An 18,370-nucleotide genomic window follows, 5' to 3' on the forward strand; every position below is an offset into this window, starting at 1 on the left:
GTTTTGTGTCTAACCACAATTGTGCGATCAACACAAAACCTGTGGGAGCGTGGCTTGCCCGCGATGAGGCCCTGTCAGACGACTACAGACTCAAGGCCCGGTTGGAGGCTTTGATGAACTCCTGCTTCAAGTCTTCAAACGTGTGCACCGCCGGGAACTGCGGGAATTCACGGATCACGTTATCCGGCGCATGGAACAGAATCCCGGCATCGGCCTCGCCCAGCATCGTGGTGTCGTTGTAGGAATCCCCCGCCGCGATCACCCGGTAGTAGAGACTCTTGAAGGCCAGGACCGACTGACGCTTTGGATCTTTCTGACGCAGTTGATAGCCCGTGACTCGACCGCTGTCGTCGGTAATCAGGCGATGGCAGAGCAAGGTCGGGAAGCCCAGTTGGCGCATCAACGGCTGGGAGAACTCATAGAAGGTGTCCGACAGGATCACCACCTGGAAGCGCTCGCGCAGCCAGTCGACGAACTCGATGGCGCCGTCCAGCGGCTTGAGCGTGGCGATCACTTCCTGAATGTCGGAGAGCTTCAGGCCGTGCTCGTCGAGAATCCGCAGGCGTTGCTTCATCAGCACGTCGTAGTCGGGAATGTCCCGGGTGGTGGCCCTGAGGGATTCGATCCCGGTTTTTTCGGCGAAGGCGATCCAGATTTCCGGGACCAGCACACCTTCAAGATCCAGACAGGCAATTTCCACAAGACACTCCCATTTGTATTGATTATTGAGTCGAGCGAGCAAAAAGATTGCCGAACTCTAGCGACTCGGGCCTGCCTGCGCAACGCAGAGGATGCCCCGGCCCGCGCAGCTTTTTGTTACCATCGGCCCCATATAGAGCGCCCAGCGCCACCGACCTGTAGGAAGCCGCCCTGATGAGCCCAACGTTCGACGTCGTGGAACTCGCCACGACCTATGCCAACAAATCCGCCCAGGACATCCTGAAACTCGCGTTTGCCGAGTTCGGCGATGACCTGTGGATATCTTTCAGCGGCGCCGAGGACGTGGTGCTGGTGGACATGGCCTGGAAGCTGAACAAGAACGTCAAGGTGTTCAGCCTCGACACCGGCCGGCTGCACCCAGAGACCTACCGCTTCATCGATCAGGTACGCGAGCACTACAAGATCGACATTGAGCTGGTGTCGCCGGACTACACGAAACTCGAACCCTTCGTGAAGGAAAAAGGCCTGTTCAGCTTTTACAAGGACGGCCATGGCGAATGCTGCGGCATCCGCAAGATCGAACCGCTGCGCCGCAAGCTGTCTGGCGTGAAAGCCTGGGCCACCGGCCAGCGTCGGGACCAGAGCCCCGGCACCCGCAGCGCCGTCGCGGTGATGGAAATCGACAGCGCGTTCTCCACCGCGGAACGCACCCTGTACAAGTTCAACCCGCTGGCGCAAATGACCAGCGAAGAGATCTGGGGCTACATCCGCATGCTGGAGTTGCCGTACAACAGCCTGCACGAACGCGGCTTCATCAGCATCGGCTGCGAACCTTGCACCCGCCCGGTACTGCCGAACCAGCATGAGCGCGAAGGCCGCTGGTGGTGGGAAGAAGCGACGCAGAAGGAATGCGGGTTGCACGCGGGGAATATCATCAGCAAGTCCAAAGCGTAAACCCACTGTAGGAGCGAGCCTGCTCGCGATGGTCGTCAACGATAACGCGGGGTGCCTGATACCCCGCTGTGTTCTCGGGTTCATCGCGAGCAGGCTCGCTCCTACAGTGTTATCTGCAGCTTCAAAAAACGTGTACACACGATTGTCACCATAGGTGCCATTTTTGTGTGCACTTCTTGTTTCCACGCCCCCAAAAGTTACATTCCTCCCCCCGACGTGCGCCGCCACGCCCTCCTGAATCCCCCCTTCAAAATAAATACCTGTTTAAACGGTCAATTTATATTGTCAATTTTTCAATAACTTGGCGTAAAGCCATAACAAAACGAAATGAACAGCGCCGTTCATAGAACGCTCGGCTGGCATGGATCTGGCTTAAGTGCATACATGTTTTGTATACAATAACTCCAAAACATACACACACTTTAGATCCGCAAGCCTGAAGCGCCCTATCCCGTACAGGCTGCAGATGCCCCGTAACCAATGATATTCGCCACCCGCGACGAAGATTTGTCGAGCCAAGGCTCATGCACAGTCATCGCGGCGTCGAGCATCAGGAGCCTGCCGGAATGCGTACTAGTCTCTCCAACAACAATATCGCGCTGGATCTACCCTCCCCCCATTCCACCCACACCGCCGACCATCAGGCGCATCACTCCCCCGTGGTGCTCAGTCCCCGCCTGCACAACAAGGACCTCGCACCGACCAAGGCCGAAGGCCGGCGCTGGGGCCGCTACAGCATCTTTGCCTTGTGGACCAATGACGTTCACAACATTGCCAACTACTCCTTTGCCATCGGCCTGTATGCCCTGGGCCTGGGCGGCTGGCAGATCCTGTTGTCCCTGGGGATCGGAGCGGCGCTGGTGTATTGCTTCATGAACCTGTCCGGCTACATGGGACAAAAGACCGGGGTTCCGTTTCCGGTCATCAGCCGGATCAGTTTCGGCATTCACGGGGCGCAGATTCCCGCGTTGATCCGCGCCGTGATCGCCATCGCCTGGTTCGGTATTCAGACGTACCTCGCGTCCGTCGTCTTTCGCGTGCTATTGACGGCGATCCATCCCGGATTCGCCGACTACGACCACGACTCGATCCTCGGCCTGTCGACCCTGGGCTGGGTGTGTTTCGTCGCGATCTGGTTCGTGCAACTGGCGATCCTGGCCTATGGCATGGAGATGGTGCGGCGCTATGAGGCGTTTGCCGGCCCGGTGATTCTGCTGACCGTTGCCGCCCTCGCCGCGTGGATGTACTTGCAGGCCAACGCGACCATTGCCTGGTCGATCCGTGAGCCGCTGACCGGTGGTGAGATGTGGCGCAATATCTTTGCCGGCGGCGCACTGTGGCTGGCGATCTACGGCACCTTGATCCTCAACTTCTGCGACTTCGCCCGCTCTTCACCGTGCCGCAAGACCATCAAGGTCGGAAATTTCTGGGGCTTGCCGGTGAATATCCTGGTGTTCGCCAGCATCACTGTCCTGCTGTGCGGCGCGCAGTTTCAGATCAACGGCCGGATCATCGAAAGCCCGACCGAAATCATCGCCTCGATCCCCAACACCTTCTTCCTGGTACTCGGTTGCCTGGCGTTCCTCATCGTCACCGTGGCGGTGAACATCATGGCCAACTTCGTCGCCCCGGCGTTCGTCCTCAGCAACCTGGCGCCGAAGTACCTGACGTTCCGTCGCGCCGGACTGATCAGCGCCACCATCGCCGTGCTGATCCTGCCGTGGAACCTCTACAACAGCCCGCTGGTGATCGTGTACTTCCTGTCCGGCCTCGGTGCCCTGCTCGGCCCGTTGTACGGCGTGATCATGGTCGACTACTGGCTTGTACGAAAAGGCCAGGTCAACGTGCCGCAGTTGTACAGCGAAGACCCCAACGGCCCTTATTACTACAGCCGCGGGGTCAATTTGCGCGCCGTGGCGGCGTTCATTCCCGCTGCCCTGATCGCCATCGTCCTGGCCCTGGTGCCCGGGTTCCACAGCGTGTCGCCGTTCTCCTGGCTGATTGGTGCCGGCATCGCCGGAATGCTCTACCTGATCATCGCCAAGCGCCAACCGCACTATGCCGATGTCAGCGGCGAAGCCATCGCAGTCGAAAACGCCAGCCATTAACTCCATGGCGGCCCGGCAAAGTCGGGCCGCAGAACCATCCGCAATAAGGACTCCCCATGCGCATTCTCGTGGTCAACGTCAACACCACCGAATCCATCACCCAGGCCATCGCCCGCTCGGCACAGGCCGTCGCGTCGCCCGGCACGGAAATCGTCGGCCTCACCCCGCACTTCGGCGCCGACTCCATCGAGGGCAACTTCGAAAGTTACCTGGCGGCCATCGCGGTCATGGACCGGGTGATGTCCTACGACCAGCCGTTCGACGCCGTGATCCAGGCCGGCTACGGCGAACACGGCCGTGAAGGCTTGCAGGAATTGCTCAACGTACCGGTGGTGGACATCACCGATGCCGCCGCCAGCACGGCGATGTTTCTCGGTCACGCCTATTCCGTGGTCACCACCCTCGACCGCACCGTGCCGCTGATTGAGGACCGCCTCAAGCTCTCCGGCCTGTGGGATCGTTGCGCCTCGGTACGGGCCAGCGGCCTGGCGGTGCTGGAGCTGGAACACGAACCGCAGCGCGCACTGGAAGCCATCGTGCATCAGGCCGAACTGGCGGTGAGCCAGGACAAGGCCGAAGTGATTTGCCTCGGTTGCGGTGGCATGGCCGGGCTGGACGAGCAGATTCGCCGGCGTACCGGGGTACCGGTGGTGGATGGGGTGACGGCGGCGGTGACCATTGCCGAATCGCTGGTGCGGCTGGGGTTGTCGACCTCGAAGGTGCGGACCTATGCGACGCCGCGGCCGAAAAACATCATTGGCTGGCCGGGGGGGGTTGCCCGGTAGACCGCGTTATCGTTCATCGCGGGCAAGCCACGCTCCCACAAGTATTGCGTCGTTCTCATCACCGCGATACGACGCAGAACCTGTGGGAGCGTGGCTTGCCCGCGATGGCCACGACTCGGTCCCGAGCCTGACTCAAACCGCACTGAACCTCTGCCCCAACCCCCGCTCGGCAAACTGCTCGATGATGAAATCGACAAACGCCCGGGTCTTGCCGGGCAGCAGTTTGTGTTCGGCGTAATAGATGGAGGTGTAACCGTCGTCGATGTACCAGTCCGGCAACACCCGCTGCAACCTTCCCGTTTCCAGATAGCCCGCAGCAAACGGCATGCTCACCAGCGCGATGCCCAGCCCCTGCGCGGCCGTGACGCACGCGGCCTCGGAATCGCTCATGGTCATCCGCGCCTTGAGCGTCAACGGGCTGTGTTGCTGATTGCGATGGGTCAATTGCCAGGAGCGCACGCGACCGGTTTGTGGCGAGCGAATCAGAATCCCGTCGTGGTGCTTGAGGTCGTCCGGCTCGGTGATTGACGCATGTGCCTCCAGGTAATCCGGCGAGGCCACCAATACCCGATGCGCCGGACTCAGCTTGCGCGCGACTACGCCCTGGGGTAATTCGAAGCCGCCGCCGATGGCCGCGTCGAACCCCTGCCCGATCAGATCGACCTGGCGGTTGTCGAAGTGCCAGTCCGGGTTGATCGCCGGGAATCGCCGCAGAAACTCGCCGAGCATCGGCACTATGTACAGGCAACCGAATACCGTTCCCATGCTGACCTTCAATGTACCCGCTGGCTGCCCACCGGCGCTGGCGAGGTTGGCCACGGCATTCTGGATGGTGTGCAGGCTGGTGCTGACTTCGCCGAGAAACAACTGACCGGCCTCGGTCAGCGTCAGGCTGCGCGTGCTGCGTTGAAACAATCTGACGCCCAGGCGCGCCTCAAGCTTGGCAACGCTCTTGCCCACCGCCGCCGGTGTCAGGCTCAAACGTCGTGCCGCTTCGGCGAAGCTGCCGACCTCGGCGCTGCGCACAAAGCATTCGATACTGCTGAAGGTTTCCATAGGCGCCACTATAAACTTTTGGTTTACATAGACTATCGCAATCAGGGTCTACACAGCTCGTAATCCGGAATCAATACTAGGCTCCATCAACCGGGACATCTCGCCTCGGGACTTGGAGATCGACATGACTACTCAGAACCTCAGCGGCAAAGTGGCATTGATTCAAGGTGGTTCCCGCGGTATCGGTGCAGCCATCGTCAAGCGCCTGGCCGCTGAAGGCGCCACCGTTGCCTTCACTTATGTCAGCTCGACAGCCAAAGCTGAAGAGTTGCAACACAGCATCACCGCCCAGGGCGGCAAAGCCCTGGCCATCAAGGCCGACAGCGCCGACGCGGAAGCGATCCGCGGCGCCGTGTCCGCCACGGTGGAGGCCTTCGGTCGCCTGGATATCCTGGTCAACAATGCAGGCGTACTGGCCGTCGCACCGCTGGCCGAGTTCAAACTCGAAGACTTCGACCAGACCCTGGCCATCAACGTGCGCAGCGTGTTCGTTGCTACCCAGGCCGCCGCCAAACACATGACCGAAGGCGGTCGCATCATCAACATCGGCAGCACCAACGCCGACCGCATGCCCTTTGCCGGTGGCGGCCCGTACGCCATGAGCAAGTCGGCACTGGTCGGCCTGACCAAAGGCCTGGCCCGTGACCTCGGCCCGCAAGGCATCACCATCAATAACGTGCAGCCGGGGCCGGTCGACACTGACATGAACCCGGCCGAGGGTGACTTTGCGGAAAGCCTGATCCCGTTGATGGCGGTGGGCCGGTACGGCAAGGCCGAAGAGATCGCCAGCTTCGTCGCCTACCTCGTCAGCCCGGAAGCCGGCTACATCACCGGGGCCAGCCTGACCATCGATGGTGGCTTCGGCGCCTGATGCATATCTGTCAACTGCAATAACTGTGGGAGCGAGCCTGCTCGCGAAGAGGGAGTATCAGACACGTTGATGTTGGCTGAAACACCGCTTTCGCGAGCAGGCTCGCTCCCACATTTGCCAGAGTCATCCCGTCTTTTCAGCTAGGCCCACTCAAGCGCAGGCAAACCAAAGGCGTCCGGCTCGAACGCCTTCAACGTACGAAGAATGCCATCGGCGTGTGCGTACCGGGCGTCGGCCATTGCCGCATCCGGAATCGCAATCGCCGTCATCCCCGCCGCTTTCGCCGCGGTGACACCAAAGGGCGAATCCTCGAACACCAGGCAATCCTCGGGCGCGACGCCCAGACGCCGCGCCGCCGTCAGGAAGATATCCGGTGCCGGTTTGGCTGCCCCCACCTCGGGGTCATCGGCGGTGACGATGAAGTCGAACAAGGTGAACCAGTCGCGGTGCAGGGTGGTTTTCTGGCCGAACGACTGGCTCGATGAACTGGTACCCACGGCAATGGGAATGTGGTTGGCCTTCAGATGCCGTACTAGTTCCTGTGCGCCAGGCATTGCTTGCGCTGTAGGAAAACGCTCGCGCATCAGCGGTTCGCGGATCACCAGAAACTCTTCGGCGGTAATCGGCAGGTCGAGCGCTTCAACAACATAACGCGCCAGATCCCCTGCGCCCCGACCAATGATGTTCTGCTTGATGCTCCAGTCGAACGTGCGGCCGTAACGCGCGGCAATGATGGACGTGACTTCGGTGTAGATGCCCTCGGTGTCCAGCAGCAAGCCGTCCATATCGAAAATCACGGCCTTGATCGAGCCGAATGTTTTGAGCGGTGCATTCATCGCATCTGATCCGTTTTCCAAGGCATCCCGGGCGGCGCAGGTGAGGCCCGCACCCGAATGGATTAAAGGATTCAGCAGCATATCGAGCGCGGCTGTCTTAGAGCAACGATGAAATCCCGATCCACGCCGAATGGCTCTCGTAATTTAGCGATTCGCCCTACATCAAACGCCAACTTTCCCGACTTCTTTCCATGAAGATCCTACGCAGAGTCTCACGTCCTACATTCCGCCAAGCGAAAGTCTGCAGATGTTCGATCCCCAAAAGGTATTGGCATGTCCCGCCAGCGGTCCCCTAACACAGGCGCACAGGTTCGCCGCCTGTATCGATACCCTTGAGCGCTCTGCCCCCCACAACGGCCCGGTGTCGATGGTCACCGGTGAAGTATCGCTGGCACTGACGGACGGCACCCTCGACGGGATCTTGCCGTTCGACTTCACCCGCTTCTATCGCACCCGTGCCGTCGAACTCGACAGCGGGCTCGGTTTCGGCTGGCGGCACTCGCTGTGCCAGCATCTGGAATTCCACGGCGAGCAGGTGCTGTGGATCGACGCCGAAAACCGACGCACGCCATTTCCATGGCCGACGACGGCGCGCCCGTTGATCCGTAACAGACTGTCGCGGGCGGCGATTTACCTCGGCGACGAATCGGGCGAACTGATCCTCGCCCAGGCCGGCGACGTGGCGCGTTTTTTTCATTTCCGCGACGGCCGACTGACCGTGATCAGCGACGCCTACGACAACCGCCTGACGGTGCAGCGGGACGGCCTTGAACGGATTCAGCGCCTGGACAACGGCGCCGATCGTGCCTTGCTGCTGCGTTATGACCTCAAGCACCTGGTGGCCATCGACTATCAGGTGTTTCAGCGCTGCGGGCCCCAGGCGTACACCTGGCGCACCGAACAGACAGTGGCCAGCTACCGCTACGACGCGCGCCAGCGTCTGGTCGAGGTGACCAACGCCGCGGGTGAAAGCGAGCGTTATGACTACGACGAGCAGCACGTGATCCTGCAACGGCAACTGGCGGGCGGCGCGAGTTTCTTCTGGGCGTGGGAACGCTCCGGCAAAACCGCCCGCTGCGTCCATCATTGGGCCTCGTTTGAGCAGATGGAGGCGCGTTACACCTGGGACGATCAAGGCACCGTGACGATCAACAACGCCGACGGCAGCCAGGAGGTTTACGTTCATGATCCAAGCGCGCGACTGGTACGCCAGATCGGGCTGGACGGCGGCGAACGGCACAAGGCCTACGACAATCTGGGCCGGTTGATCTTCGAGCAGGACGCTCTCGGCGCCGTCACCCAATACCATTATGACGAAGCCGGGCGACTGATCACGCTACTTGCGCCGGATACGGCGCCCACGTCCTACAAGTATCACCACGGTTTCCTGCACACCCGCACCCGCGGTCGGGCGACGTGGAGCTACCAGCGCAATGCCCAGGGAGACATCACGGCCGTCACTGATCCCGACGGACAGATCACCCACTATGGCTACGACTCGCTGGGGCGCTTGCTGACGATCCGCTTTCCAGACCAGAGCATTCACCGGTTTGCCTGGAGCGCTCTGGGACAATTGCTGGAAGAAACCTTGCCCGATGGTTCCCAGCGCATGTTTTCCTACGATGCGTTAGGGCGGCGGATGACCGGGCAGGACGAACACGGTGCCATCACCCGTTATGAGTGGGATGCCGTCGGTCGACTGAGCCGGACCACGCTGCCCATGGGGGCCTGCCGTGCCTGGCGCTACAACGCCTACGGCCGGATCACCGCCGAGACCGACGAACTGGGACGGGTAACCCGTTACGAATACGCCGACGACCTGCACTTGATCAGCCGTCGGATCAACCCCGATGGCAGCGCGCTGAAGTACCGCTACGACCATGCGCAATTGTTGCTGACCGAGATCGAAAACGAGGTGGGCGAGACATACCGTCTGGACTACACACCGGGAGGATTGATCCGACAGGAAACCGCCTTCGATGGACGCCGCACCACCTACAGCTACGACCGCAATGACCAATTGCTGAAGAAGACCGAGTTTGGCGACGACGGTTCGCAGCTGGTCACCGACTATCAGCGTGACAGCGCCGGGCGGTTACGGGTCAAAACCTTGCCTGATGGGGTCGGGGTCGAGTACCACTACGACACGCTCGGGCGACTGGTCAGCGTCAATGACGGTCGGGCCCCTCCCTTGCAGTTCGAATACGACCTTCAGGACCGACTGATCACCGAGCATCAGGGTTGGGGCATTCTGCGTTACGACTACGACGTCTGCGGTCGGCTCAAGTGCCTGCGCCTGCCGGACACCTGTATCCTCGTCTACCACCACGCCAAGGGAGGCGCCCTCACGGCCATCGACCTCAACGGCACCCCCCTGACCCGCCATCGTTTTGTCGGCGGGCGCGAACAGCAGCGCCAACAAGGCCTTCTGCTCAGCGATTACGCCTACGACGGGCAAGGCCGTTTGCAGGCCCATGTCATCAACCAAAAACAACGAACGTTGTACTGCCGGAACTATGCCTACAGCGCCAAGGGCAATCTCTTGAAGGTTACCGACAGCCGCCACGGTTCACGCCACTATCAATACGATGCACTCGACCGCCTGACCGGCGTACGTCACCCCCGCGACCAGTGCGCAGAGCACTTCACCCACGACCCGGCCGGCAACCTGTTGATCCACGGGCGTCCCGGCCCATGTGTTTATCAGGACAACCGCCTGCAGCGCAGTGGCAGTGGCAATGACGGCAGTTACTACGACTACGACGCCTTCGGCAATCTGATCCGCGAACGCCGCGGCCTGCCGCCCCAGGTCACCGAATACGCCTACGACAGCCAGCATCGCCTGATCGGCGTCAGTTCCCCGGACGGTAAAAGTGTCAGCTATTGCTACGACGCTTTCGGCCGGCGCATCCAGAAAACGGTTGATGGCTACACCACGCAATACTTCTGGCAAGACGACCGGCTGGTCGCTGAAAGCGGCACCCGGCACTACCGCAGCTACATCTACGAACGCAGTGAGCCCGGCGAACCCAGTAGCTTCCGCCCGCTGGCGCTGCTCGACGGCAAAGGCCGGGCACACACCTGCCCGTACTACTATCAACTCGACCACCTCGGCACCCCGCAGGAACTGACCGGGCACGGCGGTGCGATCGTCTGGTCGGCCCAATACACCGCCCACGGCAAACTCCGCGAGTCGAGCGGCGAAGGACTCGAACAACCCTTACGGTTTCAGGGGCAATACTTCGATACTGAGAGTGGACTGCACTACAACCGGCATCGCTATTACCATCCGGATTTCGGCCGCTTCCTGACGCCGGATCCGCTCAGGTCGGGCGGTGGGTTGAACCCATATCGGTACACCCGCAACCCGATGGGGTGGGTGGATCCGCTGGGATCGGGCGACCCCCTCGGCTCGATTCGCTCAGGAAGCATTCGAGCGTCGAATGTCCTCACCGCCGCTTCGAAGTAGCCGGGTCTCCCGAGCCATCGATATCTGCATCGCGCCGATCGTGCGGTTCTGCCTCGACACTTTCGTCGCCCTCGTCGCTCGGCACTTGCTCAACGCCGGCATCGTCGTCCGGCGGTCGTTGGTCGCGGCTCAAGGAATCGGTAGGTGACGGCAGCGGGTACTCCGGCGTTTCATCATCGTCGACGGTCTTTGGATCAGTGTTCATATCGCACCTCTCATCTGGCCTCAAGCGCAGGTCATGACATATCGAGGGCTGCGCGATGGACGCGTTCGACCCAGTAGACGATCGGTTGATTCGGCATCTGGCCTGAATCAGTCTTCGTCCTCTTCCTCATCATCAAACTCGATATTCCCCACATCGCCTGCGTCATCAGCATCGTTAAGTGGCACCGTCGCATCATCCATCAGCGATCCCGGATCTTCATTGCCGGGATCGTTGATGGATGGCTGGCCACTTGGGTCTTTGTCTTCCGTGCCTTCGGATTCCAGAGTCATGGTGTGCCTCACTCAATCAGTGATGCTTTTTGTGGTGCTTGTTCGAGTGTTTATGTCCGCCACCGGAATGGGAATGGCCACTGTCATCCCCCAGATCATTGCCGATCGCACCGCCGGCTGCACCGCCAAGACCGGCACCGATGGCCGATCCGGTCGAACCGCCAAGACTGTTGCCGAGCACCGATCCGCCCGCCGCGCCCAAACCACCGCCTACCGCCGCTTCGGTGCGATTGTGCTTGGGCGCGGCAACAGCACTGCCGGCCGCCCCGCCGACACCCGCACCAATCGCTGCGCCAGTACTGCCACCCACCTGGCCACCGACCACGTTGCCCAGCACCCCACCAAGACCACCGCCCACCGCGGCATCTCCATTACCGCCTGCCAGCGCCACCTGGGAGAGCAGCAATCCAAAAACAATCGCTGGCAACATCAATCGTCGAGTCATCAAGCTTGCGTTCTGTTTGCCGTCGGTTTTGGGGTTCATGGCACGCCTCGCATTCTTCAGGGGTATAGAAGATTTGAGCCGCTGCGGCGGAAATCGTTCATATATGAAAAAGCCCGGCATCAAGCCGGGCTTTTTCACATCTGGATCAGCATCAGTGACGCTTGTGACCGTTGGCCAGGTTGCTGCCTACGCCGCCGCCCAAGGCACCGCCCAGGCCTGCGCCGATGGTGGCACCGGAATTGCCACCCAGGCTTTTACCGATCACCGAACCACCGGCTGCGCCAACACCGCCGCCGATGGCAGCGCTGGTGCGATGACCTTTCTTGGCGGCAACTGCGCTGCCCGCCGCGCCAGCAACGCCCGCACCGATCACTGCGCCAGTGCTGCCGCCCATCTTCTGGCCGACCACGTTACCCAATGCGCCGCCCAAGCCACCACCCAGCGCGGCAGTACCGTCACCGGCCATTGCACCTTGAGCAACCAGAAGCCCCAGAACCAGAGCAGGCAGTGTTAAACGCATGACAAAAACCTCAAAAAATAGGGGTACACACAAAGGAGGCGAGATTGAATGCTTTTGCGCGGATAGAGTCCAGCACGCCGGTCCAACTTCGCGATTGGCGACGGTTGGACAGCAATTTTGGAAAAGGTTTTACGACGGGCAAAAAAAAGCCCGCTGGGGAAACGGGCCAGGTATTGCTTTCTAACGGATGAGTCGAGACTACGGAGGTTGTTGTGAAAAGTTTGTGAAAGATCGCCACTTTAAAAATTAGTCATGAAAACCTTTCAGACATGAAAAACCCCGCTCAATGACGGGGTCTGCCTGCGTTCGCCTACTTCCTGACCGGTGCTGTCACCTTGGGCAGGAACTTGCCCTTCAGGACCCGGCACGCCCTGGTCTTGATCTTGTCGACCTCTGTCTGGTCCTCGCCGAAACTGGCCACATACTGGGTCTGGCCACACTGCACGCAATTGTTGATCGGAAACTCTGCGCCATCGTCCTCGATATACGGATCAGCCATCTCTTCACCCCTTTCAACGAGCGGGATCGACACCGGCAAGCCCTTTGCCTGAAAAATATCGACCGCCAAGGATTTTCAGACTAGCCGGTCACTAATGGACTTTCCGTTCGAATTTCCATGTGACCGACGAATGGCTGCGATCCCTCATCGCAACTTGACCGCTGTCCCGGTCACAAACACGACGACCATCCCGCCCTTGCCGGCCGGCATGCTGATCTCATAGTCAAGCCCCACCACAGCGTCCGCCTGAAGCGCCCGTGCCCGCTCCTTGATCTCATCGGTGGCCTGAATGCGTGCTTCGTTCAACGCTCGCTCCAACGTCTGGGAGCGCCCGCCGAAAAAGTCGCGCATCCCGGCAAATACGTCACGAACAACGTTGATCCCTTGCACTGACTCGGCACTGACGATGTCCAGGTAGGCGGTAATTTGCCGGCCTTCAATGGAGTGGGTTGTAGTGGTGATCATTGCTGTTTATTCCTGTTCAGATATTCGGCCAGCGCATCAAACGCCGGCAAAGTCACGGGATCATTGGCCGAGTTGCTGGCCACCGGGCGTAATGCGTAACGGACGATGGCTATCGTCACAGTCGCTATGAACCTGGCGGCCACACGAACACTTGCGGAGGATGGAGCATGATGTCGATTCCATTCGAAGAATCCAGACAGTCTAACAGCCGGCTCACCTTGTTCACTGCTTGCGTGGCCGATGCCAGAGTGCCCTACTGCTATGCTGAAAGATCGGTTCCCTGCGCTGGAGACCATCAGCATGGCGGCAGAAGGCAATCATTCCCCGTTCACTTGCAAGGCTATGGCCTACTCGGCTGCAGGTTTCCTTATTGCCCTGATCATTGCCACAAAGCTGCTCGACACTTACTTCGAGCTGACGTTGTTGGCAGAGACCAAGGGCTGGCTGCTACGCACATGGAGCTGGCTTCAACTGGAAACGCCAATGCCGAACTGGTCGCTGCTGATGGCTATCGGGGCGTTCGTCAGCACACTGACCTTAGTGATTTACTACTACCGCAGCAACGACGGAGCCTACAGTGAGCTACATGAGATAGAGCGAAAAATTTACAAAAAGAACAACCCACAGTTTCCACAGCTGACAGATAACCAAACGCTACTGATGGAAGCGTTGGCCTATCACGCAAACTTCAGAAAAGTTGCAAACCTGGACTCGATTTGCAAGCTGGTCTCACTCAGCAAGCTGGAAGTTGAAGAGGGTCTGAAGCAACTCCAGGCTAAACGTCTTGTGAATCAAAAAGTGACTCGGGGTACGTTCGGCGCCACCATTTTTGAACTTACCCTGGCAGGTAAGGATTATGCGCAAGAGCGGTTTGAGCTGACGTAGTGGCTTTTTCTGCCGCGATTTAAAATGAATGTGGTGCAGGCCAGTGAACCTGGCCATTTCTCTGCAAAAGCACTGATGCCATTGCAGCAGTCCGATTCCGCAGTCACACCTGACCAGATACCGCAGTGAACAAATAACACAACCTTAGGCATGCGCTTCGCGATCAAGCACGTCGGCGACCCACTGATTGATACTCTTGTGAGCTAACTGCGCTTTTACCGCGACCGTCGCATGCAGTGCGGGGGCCAGACGCAGACTCAGGTTGCCCGAGTAGGGTTTCTGCGGTGCACGTCCGAGCTTGGCGCACGTTTCCAGATAGTCAGTGACGGCCTCTTCGAACGCCGCTCGGAGTTCCTGGACTGACTCGCCGTGAAACCCAACGACATCCTTGATCCCTGCGATGTGGCCGACAAACAAGCCATCTTCGTCGCTGTACTCAATTCTGGCTGCATAGCCGTTGTAATTCATCACGTTCACGGCGTAACTCCTGCTTGTTCAAGGAAAGCCCGAGCGTCACGCACTTGGTAGGGCTTGGCTTCTTTGTCGGGGTGGGGACGGTGAAAGGTGGCCACCACGCCATTGAGTTCAAAACGTACTCGCGATCCATGACCTTCAATGGTTCTGGCGCCTGCTGCGCCGAGCAAGGACTCGATACGCGCCCATTCCAGTGTGGCTGGGGTAGGCCTTGAGAACACGGCTTTGAGCGTGCCGAGCTGTTTATTATTCATGGTATTATATCATGATACCGCACCGGGTTTAGCAACCGCGAATGACATCGCTGATGCATGAAGCGCCCCTCCAACACGCGAGAAGAAAACGCCGCTTACCCAGCAACAGGAAAGCGGCGTTTTCGTGTCTGAGGTTCAGATTTTGTTTGGGGCGGTTACAAGAATATCCGGTGGGTCTCGCTGAAGTTGTAGGCAAACTCTGAGAGTTGCGTAAGGAGGTACGCTGCTTATTGTTCCCATATCGCCTTTTTTCAGACGCAAAAAACCACAAACCCCCGACTCTCTCTAGGAAAATCAGGGGTTTGTGTTTACTGAATGTGGCGGTGAAGGAGAGATTCGAACTCTCGATACAGTTTCCTGTATACACACTTTCCAGGCGTGCTCCTTAAGCCACTCGGACACTTCACCGTATCTCTTCAAACATGTTCTGTCTGTCGAGGCGCGCTAATGTAGTCGAAAGCTTTTCCGATGGCAAACATTTTTTTCAGAATTTTCATGCGGTTAACGCGATTCAGCGTTTGCGCTCCCTCTGGGCCATGGCAAACCGGCCAATCTCCGGCTTCGTGCCCTCTTCTATATAGAGGGGAATGCGCAGCAGGCGCGGCGGGCTGCGCCTGGCTGGCGGGCAAAGGGTGACTGGCGGGTCAGTCACGGCGCTTTACCTGGCCTGCGGCGGTGGGTAACGTCTGCCCAACTTTATTGAAAGGAATAGCGTCATGAGTGAGTTGATTTCCTACCATCTCGAAGACGGTATCGCGACCCTGACCTTGAGCAATGGCAAGGTCAATGCCATCTCCCCGGATGTGATTGCCGAGTTCAACGCTGCGCTGGATCGGGCAGTGACTGATCGTGCGGTGGTGATCATTACCGGGCAGCCGGGCATTCTCTCTGGCGGTTATGACTTGAAGGTGATGACGGCGGGTCCTAGAGAAGCCGTGGCACTGGTGACCTCCGGCTCGACCCTGGCCCGCCGTCTGCTGTCGCACCCCTTCCCGGTGATCGTAGCGTGCCCGGGGCATGCGGTGGCCAAGGGTGCGTTCCTGCTGTTGTCGGCCGACTATCGCATCGGCGTAGACGGTCCGTTCAGCATTGGCCTGAACGAAGTGCAGATCGGCATGACCATGCACCACGCGGGCATCGAGATCGCCCGTGACCGTCTGAACAAAGTGGCGCTTCAGCGCTCGGTGGTCAACGGTGAGATGTTCAGCCCGCAAGGCGCCGTGACTGCCGGCTTCCTGGATGTCGTGGTGTCGGCTGAAGAGCTGCAAGGCACGGCACTGGCGGCGGCTCGTCAGTTGAAGAAGATCAACATGACCGCGCACAAGAACACCAAATTGAAAGTACGCAAAGCGTTGCTGGAGGCCCTGGACAACGCGATCATCCAGGACCAGGAGCATCTGGGTTAAGCCCGTATCTGCTGCAACGAAAAGCCCGACCGTCGTGTCGGGCTTTTTCGTACCTGTCCTGGTTAAACACCTGTAACCGCTCTAGACCGCGTCTGACCCATTAGTCGGAAACATCAGCACAAACATCGGCTATCTCTCACTACTCTGGCAGCAATTGCCGAAAACAGTGCACATCCGTACACTGCGCCACCTTTTGTCCCGGTGGGGCCTGTAAATGCTGTTTTTGTTCCGTATGTCATTGATGGGCCTGCATTTTATCGTGGCGGGTGTGCTGGGTGTGATCCTCGGCCTGTGCCGACCTTTCAACCCGGACAACAGCCGCCTGTGCGCACGCCTGTATGCGTGGCCGGCCATGTGTATTTTGCGTTTGCGGGTGAAGACCGATGTCGGGCCGTTGATGGATAAACCTGACAGCTGCGTGATCGTCGCCAATCATCAGTCCAACTACGACCTGTTTGTGTTTGGCAACGTGGTGCCCCGCCGTACCGTGTGCATCGGCAAAAAGAGCCTGAAATGGGTGCCACTGTTCGGGCAGCTGTTCTGGCTGGCCGGCAATGTGCTGATCGACCGCGGCAATGCGCACAAGGCGCGCAAGTCGATGTTGACCACCACCCACACCCTGCAAAACAAAGACACCTCGATCTGGGTGTTCCCGGAAGGCACGCGCAACCTGGGTGAGGAGTTGCTGCCCTTCAAGAAAGGCGCCTTCCAGATGGCCATTGCCGCCGGGGTACCCATCGTGCCGGTGTGTGTCAGCAGTTACGTCAAACACATGCGATTGAACCGCTGGCGCAGCGGGAAAATCCTGATTCGCTCGTTGCCGGCGATTCCCACCGCCGGATTGAGCCTGGACGACATGCCCCTGCTGATTGCCCAGTGCCGCGAGCAGATGCGTGAATGCATCGAGTCGATGGACCGGCAACTGCAAGCCGCCTGAACAAGAAAACCCGCCTGGTGCGGGTTTTCTTTTGCCTGCGAGACTTTACCGGCGAACTCGGCAGATTTAACTGACTCTCAAACCCTTGCAGGGCTAAGCTGATCGACACTGCCATTGCATTTGTTGCCAATTGAAAGCTGCCAAGAAGAAGTGAATCACCATCATGGGTAGAGTTGTTGCTGCTGCGGTTTATAGCGCCGGTAAGAAAGTCACCAATATCACCCTCGACGAAGGCGCAGCCTGGGCGGCAAAGCCCGGGCACTTTGTCTGGATCGGTCTGGAAGAGCCGAACGCCCAGGAACTGACCAATCTGCAACGCCAGTTCAACCTGCACGAACTGGCGATTGAAGACGCCCTGGAAAAACACAGCCGGCCGAAGCTGGAAACCTTCGGCGATGCGCTGTTCATCGTTACGTACTCGCCGATTCGCAATGAAGGCAAACTCGAGTTCATCGAAACACATATATTTGCGGGCAAGGGCTACATCATTACCGCACGCAACGGCCATTCGGCTTCCTACGCCTATGTCCGACAGCGCTGTGAGGCACGTCCGATTCTGCTGGAGCACGGAGAAGATTTCGTACTTTACGCCATCCTCGACTTCGTCATCGAAAACTACCAGCCAATGGGTGAAGCCATTCATGCTGAAATCGATGAGCTGGAACGCAATGTGCTGTGCAGTGCGCTGAATGAGCGTGACATTCAGAAACTTCATGGCTTGCGTCGGGATGTATTGCGCCTGCGTCGTTACGCGGCACCGATGGTGGAGATTGGCGAGGAACTGCAAAAGCTGAGCTTCCCGTTCATCGACAAGAACATGCGTCCGTACTTTCGCGATGTGCAGATCCATGTAACGCGGCAGATGGAAGACCTCACGACCCTGGCGGATATTGCCAGCCAGACGATTGAGGTCGGAGTGCTGCTGGAGGCCTCTCGTCAGAGCGTGGTGCAACGCAAGTTTGCGGCCTGGGCGGCGATTCTGGCCTTTCCGACGGCGGTGGCGGGGATCTACGGGATGAACTTCCAGAACATGCCGGAGTTGAGCTGGCACTACGGCTATTTCGGAGTGCTGGGGTTTATTACGCTGGGCTGCGTGGGGTTGTGGGCGAGTTTCAAGAAGTCCGGCTGGTTGTAGGAGCGAGCTTGCTCGCGAAAAACCTGAGAGCACCGTGGGCTTTCAGGTTTGGCGCGTTATCGTTCACGACCTTCGCGAGCAAGCCCGCTCCCACATGTTGATCGCATTTCAATGTG

Annotated in this window: 20 protein-coding genes, 1 tRNA gene and 1 pseudogene; 9 read left to right on the forward strand and 13 right to left on the reverse strand. The window is 59.2% G+C overall.

From position 1 onward, the window contains the following. Positions 1-82: 82 nt before the first annotated feature. A complete protein-coding gene (gene thrH, locus KW841_RS08075; protein ID WP_218475113.1) occupies positions 83-700 on the reverse strand; it encodes a bifunctional phosphoserine phosphatase/homoserine phosphotransferase ThrH in 618 nt (205 codons plus the stop codon). A gap of 173 nt (positions 701-873) precedes the next feature. Here thrH and KW841_RS08080 point away from each other — a divergent pair, with 173 nt between their 5' ends. From KW841_RS08080 to KW841_RS08090, 3 genes are all read left to right on the forward strand, one after another. After that, positions 874-1,614: a phosphoadenylyl-sulfate reductase gene (locus KW841_RS08080; protein ID WP_218475116.1), complete on the forward strand. Its 741-nt coding sequence runs from the start codon at positions 874-876 to the stop codon at positions 1,612-1,614. A gap of 566 nt (positions 1,615-2,180) precedes the next feature. Further along, on the forward strand, positions 2,181-3,722 hold the full coding sequence (locus KW841_RS08085) for an NCS1 family nucleobase:cation symporter-1 (protein ID WP_218475118.1): 1,542 nt from the start codon (positions 2,181-2,183) through the stop codon (positions 3,720-3,722). Between the two features lie 56 nt (positions 3,723-3,778). Further along, complete coding sequence (locus KW841_RS08090; protein WP_218475120.1) at positions 3,779-4,507, forward strand: aspartate/glutamate racemase family protein; 729 nt, start codon at positions 3,779-3,781, stop codon at positions 4,505-4,507. A 132-nt stretch (positions 4,508-4,639) separates the two neighbouring features. Here the strand turns inward: KW841_RS08090 and KW841_RS08095 are convergent, their stop codons facing one another. Then, positions 4,640-5,563 carry a LysR family transcriptional regulator gene (locus KW841_RS08095; protein WP_218475123.1) on the reverse strand — a complete coding sequence of 308 codons (924 nt, stop codon included), beginning with the start codon at positions 5,561-5,563 and terminating at the stop codon, positions 4,640-4,642. Positions 5,564-5,687: 124 nt separating this feature from the next. Between KW841_RS08095 and KW841_RS08100 the strand changes: the two genes are divergently transcribed. Then, positions 5,688-6,434 carry a 3-oxoacyl-ACP reductase family protein gene (locus tag KW841_RS08100; protein ID WP_218475125.1) on the forward strand — a complete coding sequence of 249 codons (747 nt, stop codon included), beginning with the start codon at positions 5,688-5,690 and terminating at the stop codon, positions 6,432-6,434. Positions 6,435-6,574: 140 nt separating this feature from the next. Here KW841_RS08100 and KW841_RS08105 read toward each other — a convergent pair whose 3' ends face one another. After that, the gene (locus KW841_RS08105) at positions 6,575-7,270 is read right to left on the reverse strand and encodes an HAD-IA family hydrolase (protein ID WP_218475127.1); all 696 of its coding nucleotides are present in this window, start codon (positions 7,268-7,270) and stop codon (positions 6,575-6,577) included. Between the two features lie 247 nt (positions 7,271-7,517). Here KW841_RS08105 and KW841_RS08110 point away from each other — a divergent pair, with 247 nt between their 5' ends. Further along, complete coding sequence (locus KW841_RS08110; protein ID WP_218475130.1) at positions 7,518-10,739, forward strand: RHS repeat-associated core domain-containing protein; 3,222 nt, start codon at positions 7,518-7,520, stop codon at positions 10,737-10,739. Here KW841_RS08110 and KW841_RS08115 read toward each other — a convergent pair. The 6 genes from KW841_RS08115 to KW841_RS08140 form a co-directional block, all read right to left on the reverse strand. Then, positions 10,720-10,944 (reverse strand): hypothetical protein, encoded by a 225-nt coding sequence (locus tag KW841_RS08115; protein WP_218475132.1) that lies wholly within the window; start codon positions 10,942-10,944, stop codon positions 10,720-10,722. The two genes, KW841_RS08110 and KW841_RS08115, sit on opposite strands and share 20 nt — an antisense overlap. Before the next feature lie 107 nt (positions 10,945-11,051). Further along, positions 11,052-11,234 (reverse strand): hypothetical protein, encoded by a 183-nt coding sequence (locus KW841_RS08120; RefSeq protein ID WP_015096083.1) that lies wholly within the window; start codon positions 11,232-11,234, stop codon positions 11,052-11,054. A gap of 16 nt (positions 11,235-11,250) precedes the next feature. After that, positions 11,251-11,718, reverse strand: a complete 468-nt coding sequence (locus tag KW841_RS08125; RefSeq protein ID WP_007971923.1) for a YMGG-like glycine zipper-containing protein — start codon at positions 11,716-11,718, stop codon at positions 11,251-11,253. A 112-nt stretch (positions 11,719-11,830) separates the two neighbouring features. Continuing rightward, positions 11,831-12,199, reverse strand: a complete 369-nt coding sequence (locus KW841_RS08130; RefSeq protein WP_007971921.1) for a hypothetical protein — start codon at positions 12,197-12,199, stop codon at positions 11,831-11,833. Between the two features lie 310 nt (positions 12,200-12,509). After that, positions 12,510-12,698 carry a hypothetical protein gene (locus KW841_RS08135; protein WP_033047548.1) on the reverse strand — a complete coding sequence of 63 codons (189 nt, stop codon included), beginning with the start codon at positions 12,696-12,698 and terminating at the stop codon, positions 12,510-12,512. Between the two features lie 144 nt (positions 12,699-12,842). Beyond that, complete coding sequence (locus KW841_RS08140) at positions 12,843-13,163, reverse strand: YbjQ family protein (protein ID WP_218475135.1); 321 nt, start codon at positions 13,161-13,163, stop codon at positions 12,843-12,845. Positions 13,164-13,463: 300 nt separating this feature from the next. Here KW841_RS08140 and KW841_RS08145 point away from each other — a divergent pair, with 300 nt between their 5' ends. After that, positions 13,464-14,048: a hypothetical protein gene (locus KW841_RS08145; protein WP_218475138.1), complete on the forward strand. Its 585-nt coding sequence runs from the start codon at positions 13,464-13,466 to the stop codon at positions 14,046-14,048. A gap of 144 nt (positions 14,049-14,192) precedes the next feature. Here the strand turns inward: KW841_RS08145 and KW841_RS08150 are convergent, their stop codons facing one another. From KW841_RS08150 to KW841_RS08160, 3 genes are all read right to left on the reverse strand, one after another. Further along, positions 14,193-14,525, reverse strand: coding sequence for a type II toxin-antitoxin system HicB family antitoxin (locus KW841_RS08150; RefSeq protein ID WP_008017639.1), 333 nt, complete (start codon positions 14,523-14,525; stop codon positions 14,193-14,195). Next, positions 14,522-14,776 carry a type II toxin-antitoxin system HicA family toxin gene (locus KW841_RS08155; protein WP_218475140.1) on the reverse strand — a complete coding sequence of 85 codons (255 nt, stop codon included), beginning with the start codon at positions 14,774-14,776 and terminating at the stop codon, positions 14,522-14,524. Before KW841_RS08155 ends, KW841_RS08150 begins: the two co-directional genes overlap by 4 nt. Positions 14,777-15,094: 318 nt before the next feature. Then, positions 15,095-15,184, reverse strand: a tRNA-Ser gene (locus KW841_RS08160). Between the two features lie 308 nt (positions 15,185-15,492). Between KW841_RS08160 and KW841_RS08165 the strand changes: the two genes are divergently transcribed. The 3 genes from KW841_RS08165 to KW841_RS08175 all read left to right on the forward strand — a co-directional run bounded on the left by KW841_RS08165 (position 15,493) and on the right by KW841_RS08175 (position 18,254). Next, a complete protein-coding gene (locus tag KW841_RS08165; protein WP_218475142.1) occupies positions 15,493-16,182 on the forward strand; it encodes a crotonase/enoyl-CoA hydratase family protein in 690 nt (229 codons plus the stop codon). Between the two features lie 214 nt (positions 16,183-16,396). Beyond that, the gene (locus KW841_RS08170; RefSeq protein ID WP_218475144.1) at positions 16,397-17,119 is read left to right on the forward strand and encodes a 1-acyl-sn-glycerol-3-phosphate acyltransferase; all 723 of its coding nucleotides are present in this window, start codon (positions 16,397-16,399) and stop codon (positions 17,117-17,119) included. 163 nt (positions 17,120-17,282) lie between these two features. Further along, a complete protein-coding gene (locus tag KW841_RS08175) occupies positions 17,283-18,254 on the forward strand; it encodes a magnesium and cobalt transport protein CorA (protein ID WP_218475146.1) in 972 nt (323 codons plus the stop codon). On the opposite strand, the pseudogene KW841_RS29625 reads toward KW841_RS08175, so the two are convergent. Next, positions 18,250-18,336, reverse strand: a pseudogene (locus tag KW841_RS29625) (outer membrane lipoprotein carrier protein LolA); the annotation flags it as partial. The gene KW841_RS08175 and the pseudogene KW841_RS29625 sit on opposite strands and share 5 nt — an antisense overlap. Between the last annotated feature and the right edge of the window lie 34 nt (positions 18,337-18,370).

Origin of the sequence: Pseudomonas sp. PDM28, from assembly GCF_019219115.1 — a bacterium.
Lineage (GTDB): Bacteria > Pseudomonadota > Gammaproteobacteria > Pseudomonadales > Pseudomonadaceae > Aquipseudomonas > Aquipseudomonas laurylsulfatiphila.

What these genes read in the sequence shown, in the direction of transcription:
- KW841_RS08175 (WP_218475146.1), top strand. Translation starts at nt 17,283, where the DNA reads ATGGGTAGAGTTGTTGCTGCTGCGGTTTATAGCGCCGGTAAGAAAGTC.
- KW841_RS08100 (WP_218475125.1), top strand. Translation starts at nt 5,688, where the DNA reads ATGACTACTCAGAACCTCAGCGGCAAAGTGGCATTGATTCAAGGTGGT.
- KW841_RS08130 (WP_007971921.1), bottom strand. Translation starts at nt 12,199, where the DNA reads ATGCGTTTAACACTGCCTGCTCTGGTTCTGGGGCTTCTGGTTGCTCAA.
- KW841_RS08155 (WP_218475140.1), bottom strand. Translation starts at nt 14,776, where the DNA reads ATGAATAATAAACAGCTCGGCACGCTCAAAGCCGTGTTCTCAAGGCCT.
- KW841_RS08170 (WP_218475144.1), top strand. Translation starts at nt 16,397, where the DNA reads ATGCTGTTTTTGTTCCGTATGTCATTGATGGGCCTGCATTTTATCGTG.
- KW841_RS08095 (WP_218475123.1), bottom strand. Translation starts at nt 5,563, where the DNA reads ATGGAAACCTTCAGCAGTATCGAATGCTTTGTGCGCAGCGCCGAGGTC.
- KW841_RS08080 (WP_218475116.1), top strand. Translation starts at nt 874, where the DNA reads ATGAGCCCAACGTTCGACGTCGTGGAACTCGCCACGACCTATGCCAAC.
- KW841_RS08115 (WP_218475132.1), bottom strand. Translation starts at nt 10,944, where the DNA reads ATGAACACTGATCCAAAGACCGTCGACGATGATGAAACGCCGGAGTAC.
- KW841_RS08140 (WP_218475135.1), bottom strand. Translation starts at nt 13,163, where the DNA reads ATGATCACCACTACAACCCACTCCATTGAAGGCCGGCAAATTACCGCC.
- KW841_RS08135 (WP_033047548.1), bottom strand. Translation starts at nt 12,698, where the DNA reads ATGGCTGATCCGTATATCGAGGACGATGGCGCAGAGTTTCCGATCAAC.
- KW841_RS08120 (WP_015096083.1), bottom strand. Translation starts at nt 11,234, where the DNA reads ATGACTCTGGAATCCGAAGGCACGGAAGACAAAGACCCAAGTGGCCAG.
- KW841_RS08085 (WP_218475118.1), top strand. Translation starts at nt 2,181, where the DNA reads ATGCGTACTAGTCTCTCCAACAACAATATCGCGCTGGATCTACCCTCC.
- KW841_RS08090 (WP_218475120.1), top strand. Translation starts at nt 3,779, where the DNA reads ATGCGCATTCTCGTGGTCAACGTCAACACCACCGAATCCATCACCCAG.
- KW841_RS08145 (WP_218475138.1), top strand. Translation starts at nt 13,464, where the DNA reads ATGGCGGCAGAAGGCAATCATTCCCCGTTCACTTGCAAGGCTATGGCC.
- KW841_RS08125 (WP_007971923.1), bottom strand. Translation starts at nt 11,718, where the DNA reads ATGAACCCCAAAACCGACGGCAAACAGAACGCAAGCTTGATGACTCGA.
- KW841_RS08105 (WP_218475127.1), bottom strand. Translation starts at nt 7,270, where the DNA reads ATGAATGCACCGCTCAAAACATTCGGCTCGATCAAGGCCGTGATTTTC.
- KW841_RS08110 (WP_218475130.1), top strand. Translation starts at nt 7,518, where the DNA reads ATGTTCGATCCCCAAAAGGTATTGGCATGTCCCGCCAGCGGTCCCCTA.
- KW841_RS08165 (WP_218475142.1), top strand. Translation starts at nt 15,493, where the DNA reads ATGAGTGAGTTGATTTCCTACCATCTCGAAGACGGTATCGCGACCCTG.